We start from the raw sequence: 16,638 nt of genomic DNA, 5'->3' as shown, positions 1-16,638 counted from the left end.
GCAAGAGCGCAAGATATCGCGCCTGCAAATCGCTCCCGGTTGCCGGAGAGCATGCGAAACGAGGACCGGTAAATGCGTCAGTACTTCTTACATTCCGGGACCGTACGGCTCGGCAGTCCGATCTTGGCGAACACCGCCGGATCGTAGCCGAGCGTCTGGTTCACGTTCGGGATCACCTTCACGACTTTACTGAACAGCGCACCCTTGCCGTCATCGACGACCTCGGTGACGAAGTTGGTGCCGATCGCCTGGCGGTTGGCGTCAAGCTTGATCTTGCCGTTCGGTGCGTCGATCTCGATCTTGGCCAGCGCCTCCTTGTACTTGGCCTGGTTGTTGGAAAGATCGCCATTGACCTCGCGCAGCGCGAGGATCAGCGCCATGGTCGAGCCGTAATAGTTGGTCGCAAGAAGCGACGGGCTCGGGAAGCGCTTGTTGGGCGGAAACGCGTCCTGATATGCCTTCACGAACTTCTGCCAGCCTGGATCCTCCCAGGTGTCGGCCTGGCCGCTCGCCGCGATGGTGCCGACCAGCGCATTCTTGGCGTTGCCCTTCGAGGACAGGATGGTCTGGTCGATCATGATGGAGCCGCCCATCAGATGCGCCTTGCCGCCGGCCTGCTGGTATTGGTTCAGGAAGTTGACGGCATCCGCACCGCCGAGGCCGAGATAGATTGCATCGACATCGTCGGGCAGCGCCGCGATGACGGAGGCAAAATCCTTGGTGCCGAGCGGCACCCATTGCCGGTTCGTGACCTGGCCGCCGGCGCCGCAGAATTCGAGCACGAGGCCGAATACCTGGGTATAGATGAAGGAATAGTCTTCGCCGACGGTCGCGATCTTGCGATACTTCTTGTCCTCATAGGCGTATTTGCCGAGGCCGACCTGCCACTGCGCGCCGTCCATGTTGTAGCGGAAGAAGTTCGGGGCGGGATCGACATAGGTGGTTTCTTGCGCGCCGGATGCCGCATTGATGAAGGTCAACTCGGGATGGGTCTTGGCGAAGTTCTTGACCGCAATGCCCTCGTCACCGGAGAGCGGCGACAGCAGGATCTGCACCTTGTCCTGCTCGATCAGCTTGCGTACAGCGCGCACCGCGGAATCCGGCGTCGCGTCGGTCGAAGCAACGATGAATTCAAGCTCTTTGTCGCCGACCTTCTTGCCAAGCACATTGAGCGCCGTCTGGTGGCCGCGCATGCCGTCCTCGCCTAGCACCGTGTAGGTGCCTTCCAGCGTTGCCGTGACGCCGACCTTGATCTTTTCCTGGGCGATTGCCGCGCCTGAAAGGAAAAGGGTGCTTAGCGCGATCAGTCCCACACTGCATTTCAACATTTCATTCCTCCCTCTATGGCCAAATTTTTCGCTGAATTGGCGCGGCGCCGTGGCTCCCGAAAGGCGCCCGGCTGTTGAACGAAGGCTAACCGAAGTCGGATGCAGTGCACGTATGGGCGCATCGTGCGGCTTGACGGGCAGTCTCATTTTGAATGTTGCGGCGCAATTGGCTTCGCGGTGCAATAGGCGGCCGGCTTGCCCAATTTGCAGGGCGGTGCGTGAGCGGCACGATCCCCTCCGGTTGATCCGTGCACGGAGCCTGATCCAGCACAGGCCTGGTCCGGTTCAAAATCCCCAAGGGAAGGTAGGGTGGAAACAGCCCCCCGACGGCTGGATCCAGCTTGAATTTGCCGACAGGGTGCCACGGATCGCGGCCGGCCGGGCCTCGATCCCGGCGCCGCTATTCAACCTAGGGTGAATTTGCCCCGGATTTCCATTACCATCTGGTGGAAATGAATCACCATACGGCCTCTCACGATCCCGTTCTTGTGGCGCTGTCGATCCTGATCGCCGCGCTCGCCTCCTACACAGCGCTCGACCTCGCGACCCGGATGCGTGCCGCGTCCGGGCGGGCTCGTCCGGCTTGGCTTGCTGCCGCGGCCACCGCCATGGGCGGCGGCATTTGGTCCATGCATTTCGTCGGCATGCTGGCCTTCAGGCTGCCCGGGGTCGAGATCTCCTACGATCCATTCCTCACCTTTCTATCGCTTGTCGTCCCCATTGTTGTCGCGGCCGCGGCCTTTGCCGTGGTCGGAAGACGCCCGCAGGCGCTCCTGGTGTCCGGCCTGGCGATGGGGCTTGGCATATCCGGCATGCACTATACGGGCATGGGCGCGATGAGAATGGCGGCATCCGTCGCGTACGATCCTCGGTGGGTCGTGCTCTCGGTCGTGATCGCGATGTGCGCTTCGGTCGTGGCGCTCTGGCTTGCCTTTCGCAAGACGAATGCGACGCAGCGACTGTTCGCAGGACTTGTCATGGGTCTCGCGATCTCCGGCATGCATTACGCGGCTATGGAAGGTGCCTCGTTCGAGCCTGCGAACACCATGGCGGGACACGCTGGACATTTCGTGGGTCGGGCGCCGCTGGCATTTCTGCTCGCCGGCGCCACCATCCTGATCCTGAGCATTGGGATTGCCGCTGCCGTCTACGATCGGGCCTCGGCGGAGCGCGCCCAACGCGAGGCCAGCGCGCTGAGGCGAAGTGAAGAACGCTTTCGGCTCCTGGTGGAGGGCATCGCCGATCACGCCATGTTCATGATCGAGCCGAATGGGTCCGTCGGAAACTGGAATCTCGGGGCGCGCCGGCTGATGGGTTACGGCGACGACATCGTAGGGACCAGCTACGCGATCCTTCATACCGACGAAGACCGCGCGTCCGGGGCGCCAGCACGTGCTCTCCTTGAGGCGGAGCGGTACGGCAAGTCAGCAGTGGAAGCCTGGCGCGTGCGCCGGGATGGCAGCCGTTTCTGGGCAGAGGCAACCCTGGTCGCGGTACGGAACGAAAGCGGCTTGATCACTGGGTTTGCCAAGATCGTGCGCGACATCAGCGAGAGAAGGCGGGCACAGGAAGCGCTGGATCGGGCACGCGAAGCGCTGACGCTGTCGCAGAAAATGGAGACCATCGGTCAACTTACCGGCGGCGTCGCCCACGATTTCAACAACCTGCTCGCCGCCGTTCTCGGCAGCCTCGAGCTTCTGAAAAAACGCCTGCAAACAGACGATCCGAAGATACAGCGTCTCGTGGACAACGCGATGCAAGGCGCGCAGCGGGGCGCACTGCTAACCCAGCGCTTGCTCGCCTTCGCTCGCAAACAGGATCTCAAGCCGGCTGTCGTCGATATCGCCGCACTGGTGCGGGGCATGGCGTCACTGCTGAAATTCGAGGCAGGCGTCCGTATCGACACACTCTTTCCGCTGGACCTGCCAAACGTAAAGATTGACGCCAACCAGCTCGAACTGGCCATCCTCAATCTCGCCGTAAACGCGCGTGATGCGATGCCGGCCGGTGGCCTGATAACCATCTCCGCCAGAGACGAGCAGCACGAAGCTGGCGCTCCCCGCTACGTGGCGTTCTCGGTGAGCGACACGGGCTGCGGCATGGACGAGGAAACGCTGAAGCACGCTCAGGAGCCGTTCTTTACGACGAAGGGTATCGGCAAAGGCACCGGGCTCGGACTATCGATGGTTCACGGCCTCGCCGAGCAGTCCGGCGGCAGGCTCGTCCTGAAGAGCCGCCTTGGAGTGGGCACGACGGCCGAGATCTGGCTGCCGGTAGCCGAGGAGGAGGCCGCGGTGCCAGCGCCGCGCGCGGAGTCCCCGGCACCCATGCTTCGGGCCGACCGCCGGCTTTCCGTGCTTCTGGTCGACGACGACCCTCTCGTGCTGGAGAATACGGCGGCAATGCTGGAGGATCTCGGGCATGCGGTGGTCGAGGCACGCTCGGGCGAAGAGGCATTGGATCTCCTCCGCCGCACGCAGACCATCGAACTCGTCGTCACCGACTATGCGATGCCGGTCATGACCGGCCTGCAGCTTGCTGAAGCCGTGGTCGTGGAGCGTCCCGGTATGGTCATCCTCCTGAGCACCGGGTATGCGGAGCTTCCCATTGACGCGCGTTCCAATCTGCACCGCCTGTCGAAGCCGTTCGATCAGGCTGCCCTTGAGAAGGCTATCCAGGGAGCGATGCGAGAGCGGGAGCGCGCGAGATCTTCTGTCGTCGCCTGACGGTGTCGGGCTGACGGCCGCCGATCGGTGCCGCCAGCACATTTGCCTCCAGCTCCCCGACCAACCAATATGATTGCGTTGAGCCATTAGATCGTGTTTCGACCGGAGAGAATAACGGCGCCTCAGCGACGAGAGATTGCCGCTGTCCCGGTGAAAGAATGCCGGTGCTTGGCAACCGTGTTGCCGATTCGATAAAGGGTTAAATTCAAGTCAGCGTCGCGCGCGGATTCACAACCGTGTACCCCCTCAAAGAACGCGCGTGTATTCTCGTTGCGCGTCCACCTGAGTTGCCGTCGTACGCCATCCAGACGTCGCCCCCGATGTGCTGCTCGAGGACGAAAACGTGCCCGCGTCTTGCCGCGACCATTCCTGGTGCCGGCGACGTACGCGGAAATCTCAGCCAGTTTGCCGCGAGATTCAATTCCGGAACGATGCGACCAAACAGGCGCAGGGCTGCGGCACAACCGCAGAATGAGGAGGGGCAGCCCGCGGGGCGGCCGCCAACGATCCGAGTGCTGACGGGACTATCAGACGCCGCAATATTTGTATTGGCGACGACGGAGAGTTGCTTGGTTCGGTGTATCTGCAATGAGTCTCGCACTTCTCTTCGCTGGTTCGGGATTTGCGCGTAGTTCGAGAAGTCGCATGGCATGGTGACGTTGCATTCAGAGGCGTGCTGCATGCGATAGGGGCGTGCATCGGAATTGAGCGAGGTGATCACAACGAGGCAGCACGCAGAAATAACTTGCTTGAACATCGCAGGCTCCGGGATTGATGGTTCCTGCCCCGAGCAACGAGCAACTAACAAAGATTGGCTGAAATGGGTCAAAAGAGCGGCCCAATGCTGGATCAGGGGCCGGCTATACTTCTGGAGTAACTCAAAACGTGTCGTTGAAGAGCGCCTTCTGCCGCAAGTGGGGCCGTGAACGCTGCGCCCGCTTCACGTGTCGATCATGGTCACGTAGTCCACGTGAAGAGTAATTGGTCCCTTCGATCCGTCCAGAATGACGCGGAGGCTCTTCGGATAGTATCCGGCCCCAACCACGGTCCCGGTCTTTCCAGATAAGCGAGGACCGGCTGCCGGCTTTACCTGAATTCGTGAACCCGGCGGAAACTTGAGGTTCGTTTGGGCCGATCCTGACATGACGTCCTCGGCAGCAAATGAGCTGATTCTACTCGAAAATTCGCAAGCGCGCGGCACAGCGAACGGCTGGGACAAATTCGATTCGCGCGCGCTATCAAAAAGAGCTCTCCAGCCACGGTGCTAAAGAGCGGCAAGGCAACCCAGCGCCTGATACTTCCGCGGTTCGCAACTGCCCCCGCAAACGAGCTCGCCTTCGGTGCTAAAATACCGGCTCGCAGGAGCGCTGATCCGCTTGGATTTTCTCTCTATTTGCGCCACGCCCTTTACTGAACAACGGAAACGCTTCGATGAGAACATCCGTCATCGGAGGTAATCCACGGACATCAATCCGGTTTGCTGCCTGCTACCGGCATTGAACAATTTCGTGGGCGTTGTGCCAGATTCAACATTGATCTTCTCGGCCTCGATTGGCCGCATATCGTTGAATCGTCTTTCAAAACAAGTTTTCCCGCAGATCCGGCGATCAGCGTTGGCGCGTTGTTGTGCAAACTTTCAGCACAATAATCCCTTGGTTACGCCCAATGGAACGGAGATTCCTGCCTCAAACGTAAACATACGTTCACCTCGGTGGGACGCACGATCGGTTGTCGGGCGCTCAGACCTACAGGTCACTGGGGGCTTTCAACACTGACAGGGGAATATCATTGGCAACATTACACTACGCTGCGGGCGGGGGTCTGGACTCGCAAGGTAACTTCGCACCAGCTGAAGCTGGCTTTAATCTCGCAGATGTCCAGTATGTCGACCAGGTGAATGCACTGCCCGACGGTGTGCAGGGTCTGGTCTGGCTCGATCAGTACCACGGCGTGACTCAGGACTTTATCGACCAGGTGACGCCGTTCCTCAACAATCCGAAAGTGTTCGGCTTCTACCTTGTGGATGAGCCTGATCTGACCGGTCAGTGGGGACCGCAAGCCGACCCCGCGGATCTGAAGGCTGAATCCGACTGGATTCATCAGCACGATCCCGGGGCCAAGACGTTCACCGTCCTGATGAACACTGGATCATCGGACGATCCGAACTACATGAACAGCTACAACCAGGCGAACACCCACATCGACTACTTCGGTCTCGATTGGTATCCGGTGTGGACGGACCGTCCGAACGTCGACCTCAGCACGATCGACAAGTACGTCTCTGCCGCTGAGCAAGCCGGAATCCCGCTCGACTCCATCGTTCCGGTTTATCAGGCGTTCGGCGGCGGCGGCTGGTCCACCGAAACCGGCAGCAAGGTCGCTGTGCCGACTGCCGCGCAAGAGCAGGCAATGATCGATCATTGGGCGGACCTCGTTCCCAATCCGGCCTTTGACTATGCTTACGCGTGGGGATCGCAGAATGGCGACACTGCGCTCGAGAATTTGCCGGCACTGCAGCAGGTGTTCCTTGCGCACAATACGAGCCATGGCACGGGGGGCGCGACCGCTCCGCCTGTTACCGATCCCGTTACCGATCCGGTGACCGACACGCCGCCGCCGGTGGACGCTGGCGGTAGCACCGGCACGGACGGCAGCACGCCGCCGGTTGACAACGCTGGCGGTAGCACCGGCACGGGCGGCAACACGCCGCCGGTTGCGGACGGTGGCGGTAGCACCGGCACGGACGGCTCCACGCCGCCGGTTGCCGATGCTGGCGGTAGCACCGGAGGCACCCCTCCCGTGTCGGGCTCGGACGGAACGACGGATCCGTCGACCGGCGGTTCGACCGATACTGGCGGCTGGGGTGGTCATCACCACGGCGGCGGCTGGTCGGGCGGTTCGTCCTGGCAGGCGGGCAACGGCGGTGGCGGGCACAACCACAACGGTGGTGGGCTCGATTTCTCGCAGTGGCTCAATAATGCCAGCACGTCGTCCGCATCCGGAGATCATTCCTGGTGGCGGGGTCACACTGCGACGTCGAACACGACTGCGGATGCCGATTCTGGGCAGACGGATACGCCGGACACAGGCTCGTTCGTAGCGCATCTGGCTGATTGGATGTCTCACCACAACAACGATCATCACGGGTGGCACTCGTAAGCTCGTAGGTCGTCTACATCGACAAGGACATGCGCGCGGTGCGCTGCGCGCATGTCCACTCTGGGGAGTTCCTCGCGATCACCGGGGCGGTCGAGAGGCGGGGTACCATTCCGCGCACGGCGGAATGTTGAAATGCGGGCGTCTTGACGCTCGATCGCATGCAATTTTTCAACCGTTTACCGCCGCCCGGCGAAGGGCGGCCCGGATATGCACATGCACGCTTCGGCAAAACAGTCTGCGCTCGCGGATGTCTTCCGTCGGATACGTCCCGGCCTGCTCGCGGCGGGTGGACTATCCATCTTCATCAATCTGCTGGTGTTCGTGTCGCCGATCTACACCATGCAGATCTACGATCGGGTGCTCACGAGCCGAAACGGGATGACGCTGCTGCTGCTCTCGCTCATCGCGCTCGTTCTCTTCATCAGCTACGCGACGCTCGAGCATTTTCGCAGCCGGGTTCTCGTGCAGACTGGATTGCGCTTCGATCGGTTCGTCTCGGGCGAGACGTTCGAGACCGCGCTCGGACAGGCGCTGAGCACGAGCAGCTCGCATCATGTTCAGCTGCTGCGCGATGTCGACACCTTGCGTGAGGTGCTGTCGGGCGGCGTCATCACGTCGCTGATGGACGTGCCGTGGACGCCGATCTTCCTCGCGATGTGTTTCCTGCTTCATCCGCTGATCGGCCTGGTCGCCCTGATCGGCGCGATCATCATCCTGACGCTCGCCTTCCTCAACGAGCGTGTCACGAAGGCGCCGTTGAATGCAGCCGCATCGAAGAACCTTCACGCACTGGACCGGTTGACGTCCTCGCTGCGCAACGCAGAAGCGATCCGCGCGCTTGGAATGGGACCCGCGATCCGCGCCGCCTGGGCTGTAACTCATGGTCAGGCGTTGCTGGAAAGCGCGACGGCCGGAGAACGGGGCGGGACCTTGCTCGCCATCTCCAAATTCCTGCGCATGGCAATTCAAGTGGCCATCATGGGAGTGGGCGCTTATCTCGCGATCCAGCAAGAGATTTCGGGTGGCGTTCTGTTCGCCGCTTCGCTGATCATGGGGCGCGCGCTCGCGCCCGTCGAGGCGGCAGTGTCGCAATGGAAGGCGCTGGTTGCCGCGCGCACATCATATGCCCGGCTGGATCGCGCGCTTGCGAACCGCGCGACTGAGCGACAGCCGACACGGCTGCCGGCCCTGGTCGGCGAAATCTCCGTCGAGGCGGCGACGGTACTCGTCCCCGGATCGCAACTGCCGGCCATCGCCGACGTCTCGTTCCGGCTGGCTCCTGGCGAAGTCGTCGCCGTGGTCGGCCAGTCCGGCTCCGGAAAATCGTCGTTGGCGCGGGCCCTGGTCGGCGCCTGGCCGCTGGTGCACGGCTGCGTGCGCATCGACGGCAACGACGTCAGGCATTTCGATCCCAATTTCCTTGGACAGAACCTCGGCTACCTTCCGCAGGACGTCGAACTGTTCGCCGGTACCGTGCGTGACAACATTGCACGTTTCCGCGACGACGCCTCCGACGAGGCGGTCGTCGAGGCAGCGCAGCTGGCGTCGGCGCACATGATGATCCAGCGTCTTCCCAAGGGCTATGACACCGTGATCGGGGATAACGGCGCAGGTCTTTCGGGCGGTCAGCGGCAGCGCATCGGGCTCGCGCGCGCACTGTTCGGCAAGCCGGTGCTGGTGGTGCTCGACGAGCCGAACGCAAATCTCGATGGCGACGGCGATCGCGCGCTCGCCGATGCGATCCAGCGACTGAGGCAGAGCAAGGTGACGATCGTCATCATCAATCACCGCCCGAACCTGCTCGCCGCGGTCGACAAGATCGTGTTCATGCACGAGGGACGGCTCGGGCAAATCGGCACGCGCGAGGAGATGTTGCCTGCGCTGCTCGGCAAAACGGTTGCGCCGATGCGGCGTGACGTGCGCGAGCCCGCCGAACATCATCGCGCCGATCGTCAACACCACGCTGACGGCAACCATCGTGCCGATGGCGCTCACCGTCCGGCACAGCTTTCAAATCAAGTGCGTCAGGCGCACGCGACGAGGCAATAATGGATAATCTATTGCGGCGGGGACCGGACGCTCTTCACGACGAACTGGCGGAGCTTTTGAAGCAGTTCAACAAAGCAGATAAAGTGGCGCAGGAGCCGCTACCTCCGAGCAAACTCCTTGCGAAGACGGAGACCATGACAAGGTCGCTGGTCGATCTTGCCAAGCTGGTAGATCTTGCCAAGCTGGTCGATCTTGCCAAGGCGAAACTGCCGACCTTGTGGCCCCGGGGGGCAATGGGCAACGATGAGGATCCGTCGGGCGATTGGCAGACCCCCGCGCGGCGAGGCTTCCTGGTCGTCTTCCTGACCTTCGGCGTATTTGGCGGCTGGACCGCCCTCGCATCGATCGACGGTGCCGTGGTGGCCCCCGGCTCCGTCGTTGTCGAGAGCGACCGTAAGGTGGTGCAGCATCTCGAGGGTGGCATCGTCCAGAACCTGTTGGTCACAGGCGATTCTCATGTCGCGGAAGGTCAGGTCCTGTTGCGGCTCGATCCGACCCAGGAGCGGGCCAAGGAAGAGATCGCTCGCTCGGCGGTGTACTCGGCGGTTGCCGAGGAGGCGCGCCTGCAGGCGGAAGCCGAAGGCAAGGACAGCATCACGTTTCCGACCGAGCTGCTCCAGAAGACGTCCGATCCGAACGCGATACGCGCAATGGGCGACCAGAAGCGGCGCTTCGATGAACGTCGCGCTGCGCGAAAGATCGAGATCTCGATCCTCGAGGAACGTATCGCGCAGGCGCAGCGGCAGATCCAGGGGAATACCGCGCAGAACAAGGGCGCGCGCGCGCAGTTCGACAGTGTCAGTCAGGAATACACCAAGCTCAAGCCGCTCGTTGATCAGGGCATCGTTGCGTTCGCACGCGTCGCCACGCTGGAGCGCTCCAGAGCCGAACTCGAGGGCAAGATCGGCGCATTTGAAGCGGATATCGCTCGCTATGGCCGCATCATCGACGAGTCGCGGCTCCAGATCGATCAGGTCGGGCAGAAGGTGCTGGAGGAAGCGACCGGCAGGCTCGCCGATACGCGCGCCCAGCTTGCCGATGCGCGTGAGAAGCTGCGCGTCGCGGTCGATGTCCTGGCCCGGATGGAAGTGCGCGCACCGCGATCGGGGCGGCTCGTGAACCTCAAGGTTCACACGATCGGTGCCGTGATCAAGGCGGGCGACGTGCTGATGGAGATCGTGCCGGACAACGATGTTCTCGTGGTGGCCGCAAGGGTGTCGGCACTTGATATCAACCACGTCCAGCTCGGCCTTCCGACCGAGGTGCGGCTTCCCTCGTTCAAGGCGCGCTCCACCCCGATCGCTGTCGGCGAGGTTCTTTCGATCTCGGCCGACGCCACGCGCGACGATGTCACCCATCAGCCCTATTACGAGGTGAAAGTCTCGGTCCAGGTGACGCAATTCCCCGACAAAGTCCGCGAGAAGCTCAAGCCGGGCATGATGGCCGACGTCCTGATCGCAACCGGAGAACGCACAATTCTTGCTTATCTGACCCAGCCGATCACGGACGCGATCCGGCGCGGGATGCGGGAGAGCTGAGAACGTGTAGGCTGTCGCTGGCCGGCCCGTGCGAGGGCCGCTGGGTTCAGGGTGCTACGCTGCAATGCCAACGATCATTGTGGAGGAAGTGCTCGAACCCGGCTATCCCTTCGCGTACGCCATGACGACGCGACCGGCGCCCGCGTCGTCCAAGACCACGCTGACATTCTCGTAAGCGTCGTTGCGTTCGAGCAGGGTTGCCACCTGTCGATCCTGGTCGCGGCCCACCTCGAACAACAGCAGTCCTCCCGGCCGCAAGTAGCGAGGTGCGTCTTTTGTAACGCGCATATGGATGCTCAGTCCGTAGGGCCCGGCGGCGAATGCCTCGCGCGGCTCGTTCATGAGTAGAGAGGCGCGATCGCCTTTGAGCCGGGATTCCGAGATATAGGGTGGGTTGCAGACGATCATATCGATGGTTTGCTCGAGTTGCAGGCCTGCGAGAGCTTCGAACAGATCGCCCTGGAGCACGGTGATGCGGGTCTCGGCGCCCTGGCTCGCGGCATTGCGTCGCGCGAGCTCGACACATCCGTCAGTCAGATCGCTCGCCCAGACGCGAGCGTCGGGAATATTGAGCGCGATCGCGCATGCAAGATTGCCGGCGCCGCAGCACATGTCGACGATCCGCGGCGAGGGGAGGTGTGCTCGGCGCAGTGCTTCAACCGCGGTCCTGCCAAGCAACTCCGTCTCCGGCCGGGGCACTAGCGCGCCGGGAGCAACCTGCAGTTCGATTCCCATGAATTGGGTACGTCCACGCTCGTAAGCCTCGGTTACATTGATCGTCTCGCTCATCGCATTCACACCTCTCGCGTGACGTCTTCCCTGTCAGCCGTGCAGTCCGACTTGCGGCTATTCAGCTGGGCGGCCAGGTGCAGACCTTTGCAAATCGCCGGCGAACGGCGTCCAGACCCGTCAGTTCAAATGTTTCCTCGTAGGGCACAGCCGTTCCAGCATACACTTTGGTCAGAAGCCGGCCCACCCCTGGCATGGAGCTCATGAAGCGGGCGGCGTCGCCCGGAAAGGCGAGACTTCGTCCGCCATCAACAACCCTCCAGCGCTGATCGACAGGCGGTTGATCATTGATCTGGAATACGACCCTCATGTCGGTGCCTGGAGTTTTGGTCCAGGAACTCGCCGCGGAAAGCAACACCTCGGTCCGATTGGCGCGACAATGAATGGCGAGCGACGAGGGCCCATCCTTCGCGCCGGCTCGTGCGGTGGTCCGGGCGGCGATCTGCGGCTTGTGGTCCACCGGTGATGTCGTTTCACTCAAGATCCAGTTCGGACTTGGCGGCGGAGCTTGGAAGGACTGATCAGGTGCTTCCCCAATCTGCTCGTCGACGCATGTCATGTGCTCCATTCCCTGAAACTGCGCACATGCCCTCGAACGATCCGGCGTGTCGCCGGCTTGCGCGCAGCTTAGATGACCGGTACCCACGAGAAAGACGGCCGCAAGGGTACCGGTTCGCTTCATCGCGATAGTCCGACTGTCGCGCTGGGCGAACGATCGAGCCATTCCTGCGCCGGACCAAACCGGGCCAGAGTGGGGACGCTGGCGCGGAGATTCACGTCCTTCCATTTTGTATCGAAGCCAGCGGATTGCAGCCGGTCGAGCCGTCCGAACAGGTGGTCAACAAAGCGCACCATGCGCCGATAGCGATCGGTCTGCGGCTGCCAGTTGTAGGCCGCAAGAATCGTCGGGACGGCAATGGTCGCGACCCGCTTGCCCGCCGGCACGAGGTTTGGATAGTCCTTTGAATCGAGGGACGACGGAAGATAATAGTCTTCAAATCTGGGGTCGTATTCGATCGGCAGGAACTTGAAGCCATCATCCCAACGTCCTTTCAAGAAGGCGTCGACCGGCTTTGATGTGATGAAGACGACCGCTGCGATTTCGCCGCTCTTCATCTGCTGCAATGCGACCTGGTGGGGAATGAACATCTTTTCGACGTTCAGTCCCAGCCGGCTGAAGATCAGCGGACCAGAATATGCGGCTGCCGTACCCTGGGTGTTGAAATTGACCTTCTTTCCCTTGAGGTCGTCGAGCGACTTGATCTCGGGACGCACGAAGACGTGCAGCTCGGCCGGAAAGAGGTTGAGAACATAGACGATGCGCTTTTCGATCGACGGAACCTGCGCCTTGTACTCGTCAAGGGCATCCATGTTGATGATCGCGGCATCAACGCCCTTGAGATAGAGCAGCGAATTGACGTTCTCGGTCGCACCGGTCGTCACGATCGGAATGACGTGAAGCTTGTCCTCCTCGTTGGCGACGCGTGCGATCTCTGCGGCGAGCCGAAGCGGTGCGCCCTCGATAAGTCCTCCGGCGAGTCCCACCGTCCATGCATTGATACGTTCCTTTGCGGCCGTATCGGCATTCCGCGGCGCGGTCGGCGCCGGCGGGTCGCGCGGCGAGCGAGATTGGGCATTGGCAGCAAGCTGCAGGCCGACCAGTGCCAATGCGACCGTGAACGCGAGCTTACTCAATGACATGGGGCTTCTCCATTCTCTGGTCTGGCTTCCGGGGCTCGCTCCAGCAGCTATTTGAGCCCCTTGATCCGTCCTTCTGCATCTCGAATGCCGCCGGCCTGGGCTCGTTCATACAGCTCGCGCGCCTTCGCGGAATCGCCGGCGACGCCGCGAGCGTCCCAAGATTGCAGTACGTGAGGATCGTAAGTTTCGGCCAGCATAAAGGCTGCTTGCGCGCTGCCATGTCCAAGCACGTATTCCAGCAAGCCGCGGGCACCGTTGATGTCGGACTGCCGCAACAATGCGCTGGCGCGCGCGAGCAGTCGCTCCTCGTTCGCAAGCGGGCGCGGTACTCCGCTCGCGGCGGCCTGTCGCTCCACCGAAGCCATGGCCTTGGAGTCGGCACCGGGCAGGGCAGCCCCCTTTGTGATCTGCGCGCTTGGTGGCGTCGGGGCGGAGGCTGACTGTGCGGGCGGAGGCGAAGCGGCGGGCCGGAGGCTGCCCTGGCTCGGTGCGCGGCCGGTGGGGTCACGCGATGGCGCCGCCACAACCGCGGAGGCATTCCATGCGGCCAGATGATCCCGGACGGATGCGAACGTTGGGAGCGTTGCTGCGCCGCTGCCCGGTTGCTCCTTTTCGCGCTTGGCTGCGGCCTTTGCGGTGGCCTCGGCGGTTCGTGCAGCCTCCGACGTTTCAGCCCGCGCCAGGTCGCGTTGATCCTTCAGCGACGCCGCCTCGCGCGCGAGAGCGTCCGCGCGACCGCGCTGCTGTTCGACCTCGCGTTTCAGTGCCAGTTTTTGCTCGGCGTCTGCAGCTCGGGCCGCAGCCAACTCGGAGCTCGCGGTTTGCGCTGTACGGAGTTCAGCCTGAAGGGGCTGCAGCTGGCGGTCCGCGCTTTCAGCTCGGTCGCGCTGCTTCTCGACCTCTCGTTTCAGTGCCAGTTTTTGCTCGGCGTCTGCAGCTCGGGCCGCAGCCAACTCAGAGCTCGCGGTTTTCGCTGTGCGGAGTTCAGCCTGAAGGGGCTGCAGCTGGCGGTCCGCGTTCTCAGCTCTGTCTCGCTGCTTCTCGACCTCTCGTTTCAGTGCCAGTTTTTGCTCGGCGTCTGCAGCTCGGGCCGCAGCCAACTCAGAGCTCGCGGTTTTCGCTGCGCGGAGTTCAGCCTGAAGGGGCTGCAGCTGGCGGTCCGCGTTCTCAGCTCTGTCCCGCTGCTTCTCGACCTCTCGTTTCAGTGCCAGTTTTTGCTCGGCGTCTGCAGCTCGGGCCGCACCCAACTCAGAGCTCGCGGTTTGCGCTGCACGGAGTTCAGCCTGAAGGGACTGCAGCTGACGGTCCGCGCTCTCAGCTCTGCCCCGCTGCTTCTCGAGCTCGCGCGTCAGCGTTAACTGTTGATCGACATCTGCAGCGCCGACCTTCGCGGTCTCGGAGGCCGCGATCCGAAGGGGGCCGAGTTCGCTGATCAGGGCTTCTGTCTTGTCCTGCTCCTGCTTTAGTTCGCGCTCGAGAGCCTGCCTTTGTGCGGCCTCCGCCGCGGCAGACTTCGTGGCTTCGGATGCTGCGCTGCGCGAAGCCTCAAGCTCCGAGCGAAGCGAGGCAAGCTGGAGGGCAAAGCGTTTGGCCCCATTCCGTCGGTCGACTGGACGCTCCTGCTTCGGTTCGGGTTCGGGCGCCTGCATAGCCTTTGAAGCCGCAACCCTTGCGACGTCGAGCTCCGCCTTCAGGAAGGAGATCTCACGTGACAGATGATCGGTCTTTTCCCGCTCCTGTTCGAGCGCCTGCGTTTGCTGAATACCAATCTCCATGGCGCGGACAGTGTGCGTCTGGGTCTGCCGCGCCGCGTCGAGCTCCACTCGAGCCGCAGCCAATTCGCGCGCAAGCTTGTTCGCTCGTTGCCGCTCCTGATCCAGCAACAGGTTCTGGTTGAGCCGCTCCGTCTCGGAAGCTGCTTGAGCCGCATTTGACACCGGGGGCGGCGTAGACGTCATGTCCTGCGCAGGGGCATCGGCAGCCGCGCGGGGCTGCTCGGTCGCGGTCCTCGCTCCGCGCGGTCCGGTCGCGGCGGGCCTGCTTCCAACGGGCTGTGTCGCGGCGGGTCGCGCCTCGTCCGCGCGTTGGACGAGCTTCAGCCTTTGTTTAATCCCGTCGATCTGCTCTGGTCCGCGCGTACATCTGCACAGATCGAGCATCGCCGGTGTGATGTAGGAGGCACCCCGGTCGCCGTCGTCCTGGGATTTGGCATCGGCAGTTCCAGTCAGAACCGGCAGAAAGCAGGTGATCAGAACCACCATGAGCCGGCCGGCTCTGTCGCATGCGCGCGAGCCGTCAGCGATGTCGAACAATCCGAGTTCGCGGAACGCAAATTGCCGGTGCCTGGGCCGGCGCGCAGCTTTGCTCAGCGCGACGGCTGTTCCTTTCGGCAAGTCGAATCCGTGTACCCCCATTGCGACGCCCAACTGCTTGGTAGGGACCATGATGCTTGGTAGCTTGGTAGGGATCATGATGCTTGGTAGCGATCATGGCATGTCGTTTATGACGGCGCTTTCATCGACGCGATGTCGATGTCGCAGTTGCGGTAGCCAAAACGGAGTAGTGCGCCGACAATGGGAATTAAGTAGATCGGGCGGGGCTTTGGCCAAAGCTGCTTGCCCCCACGGTTGCGCTTAAATAGCTTGCGACGTGCACGCTTCATCACACACGCAGGAAGCACAGTCATGAGCAGATCATTTGCCGTTTTTGCCGGCGTGGCGGCTGTCGGACTGGTTCTCATTAGCGGCATCGAAACCCGCGGTTCTGCGCAATCCACCCTCTCCACCAAGAATCCCGGCACTACCGCCAGGAACGCAAATGCCAAGATGGGTGTTGCGACACCTCGGAAGCAGCCGCCGCATCGACTTGTCATCCATGTCGACGTCAACGATCCGGCCGTCATGAATCTCGCTCTCAACAACGTCAGCAACGTCGTTCAGCACTACGGCGACCTCAGTCAAAAAGTCGAAGTCGAAGTCGTCGCTTACGGGCCAGGACTGCACATGCTGCGAGACGATACCTCGCCTGTGAAGGGGCGCATCAAAATGATGAGCGAGACAACGCCCGAGCTTACGTTCTCGGCCTGCGGAAATACACGAGAGAACATGACCAAGAATGAGGGCAAAGAAGTGCCTCTCATCACGCAAGCGAAGGTCACCAAATCCGGGGTTGTTCGCCTGATGGAGCTTCAGGAGCAAGGCTGGAGCTACCTGCGGCCCTGATGATCGTACGCGGCACTCCCAAGCGCGAGACGGCGGGTTCGAGCCAGGTTTGAGCCGAACCCGCGTGATCTCCCCGTGCTGTCCTGTGGTGGGCAGGACCGACCCCTCAAAAAGCATTGTGTTGTGG

General features: G+C 62.2%; 11 protein-coding genes. 5 read left to right on the top strand and 6 right to left on the bottom strand.

What is annotated here, in order from left to right:
• Positions 1 to 77: 77 nt before the first annotated feature.
• Positions 78 to 1,328, bottom strand: a complete 1,251-nt coding sequence (locus IVB46_RS22535) for an ABC transporter substrate-binding protein (protein WP_071915369.1) — start codon at positions 1,326 to 1,328, stop codon at positions 78 to 80.
• 452 nt (positions 1,329 to 1,780) lie between these two features.
• Between IVB46_RS22535 and IVB46_RS22530 the strand changes: the two genes are divergently transcribed.
• Positions 1,781 to 4,054 carry an MHYT domain-containing protein gene (locus tag IVB46_RS22530; protein ID WP_247343567.1) on the top strand — a complete coding sequence of 758 codons (2,274 nt, stop codon included), beginning with the start codon at positions 1,781 to 1,783 and terminating at the stop codon, positions 4,052 to 4,054.
• 205 nt (positions 4,055 to 4,259) lie between these two features.
• Here the strand turns inward: IVB46_RS22530 and IVB46_RS22525 are convergent, their stop codons facing one another.
• A complete protein-coding gene (locus tag IVB46_RS22525; RefSeq protein ID WP_063984337.1) occupies positions 4,260 to 4,811 on the bottom strand; it encodes a hypothetical protein in 552 nt (183 codons plus the stop codon).
• A 1,031-nt stretch (positions 4,812 to 5,842) separates the two neighbouring features.
• On the opposite strand from IVB46_RS22525, the gene IVB46_RS22520 reads away from it, so the two are divergent.
• The 3 genes from IVB46_RS22520 to IVB46_RS22510 all read left to right on the top strand — a co-directional run bounded on the left by IVB46_RS22520 (position 5,843) and on the right by IVB46_RS22510 (position 10,800).
• Positions 5,843 to 7,213: a calcium-binding protein gene (locus IVB46_RS22520; RefSeq protein ID WP_175618100.1), complete on the top strand. Its 1,371-nt coding sequence runs from the start codon at positions 5,843 to 5,845 to the stop codon at positions 7,211 to 7,213.
• Between the two features lie 207 nt (positions 7,214 to 7,420).
• Positions 7,421 to 9,262 (top strand): type I secretion system permease/ATPase, encoded by a 1,842-nt coding sequence (locus IVB46_RS22515; RefSeq protein WP_247308897.1) that lies wholly within the window; start codon positions 7,421 to 7,423, stop codon positions 9,260 to 9,262.
• Between the two features lie 134 nt (positions 9,263 to 9,396).
• Positions 9,397 to 10,800 carry an HlyD family type I secretion periplasmic adaptor subunit gene (locus IVB46_RS22510; protein ID WP_247343506.1) on the top strand — a complete coding sequence of 468 codons (1,404 nt, stop codon included), beginning with the start codon at positions 9,397 to 9,399 and terminating at the stop codon, positions 10,798 to 10,800.
• Positions 10,801 to 10,902: 102 nt separating this feature from the next.
• Here the strand turns inward: IVB46_RS22510 and IVB46_RS22505 are convergent, their stop codons facing one another.
• The 4 genes from IVB46_RS22505 to IVB46_RS22490 all read right to left on the bottom strand — a co-directional run bounded on the left by IVB46_RS22505 (position 10,903) and on the right by IVB46_RS22490 (position 15,761).
• Positions 10,903 to 11,589, bottom strand: coding sequence for a HemK/PrmC family methyltransferase (locus IVB46_RS22505; protein ID WP_071915364.1), 687 nt, complete (start codon positions 11,587 to 11,589; stop codon positions 10,903 to 10,905).
• A gap of 61 nt (positions 11,590 to 11,650) precedes the next feature.
• Positions 11,651 to 12,148, bottom strand: coding sequence for a hypothetical protein (locus IVB46_RS22500; RefSeq protein ID WP_247308899.1), 498 nt, complete (start codon positions 12,146 to 12,148; stop codon positions 11,651 to 11,653).
• Positions 12,149 to 12,267: 119 nt separating this feature from the next.
• The gene (locus IVB46_RS22495) at positions 12,268 to 13,290 is read right to left on the bottom strand and encodes a TAXI family TRAP transporter solute-binding subunit (protein WP_071915362.1); all 1,023 of its coding nucleotides are present in this window, start codon (positions 13,288 to 13,290) and stop codon (positions 12,268 to 12,270) included.
• A gap of 47 nt (positions 13,291 to 13,337) precedes the next feature.
• Positions 13,338 to 15,761: a hypothetical protein gene (locus IVB46_RS22490; protein ID WP_247308904.1), complete on the bottom strand. Its 2,424-nt coding sequence runs from the start codon at positions 15,759 to 15,761 to the stop codon at positions 13,338 to 13,340.
• A 213-nt stretch (positions 15,762 to 15,974) separates the two neighbouring features.
• On the opposite strand from IVB46_RS22490, the gene IVB46_RS22485 reads away from it, so the two are divergent.
• A complete protein-coding gene (locus tag IVB46_RS22485) occupies positions 15,975 to 16,511 on the top strand; it encodes a DsrE family protein (protein WP_085400996.1) in 537 nt (178 codons plus the stop codon).
• Positions 16,512 to 16,638: the final 127 nt, after the last annotated feature.

The sequence above is a fragment of the Bradyrhizobium sp. 61 genome (assembly GCF_023073075.1).
In the GTDB taxonomy this organism is placed as follows: Bacteria; Pseudomonadota; Alphaproteobacteria; order Rhizobiales; family Xanthobacteraceae; genus Bradyrhizobium; species Bradyrhizobium barranii.
This window is presented reverse-complemented; position numbering and strand designations above follow the sequence as displayed.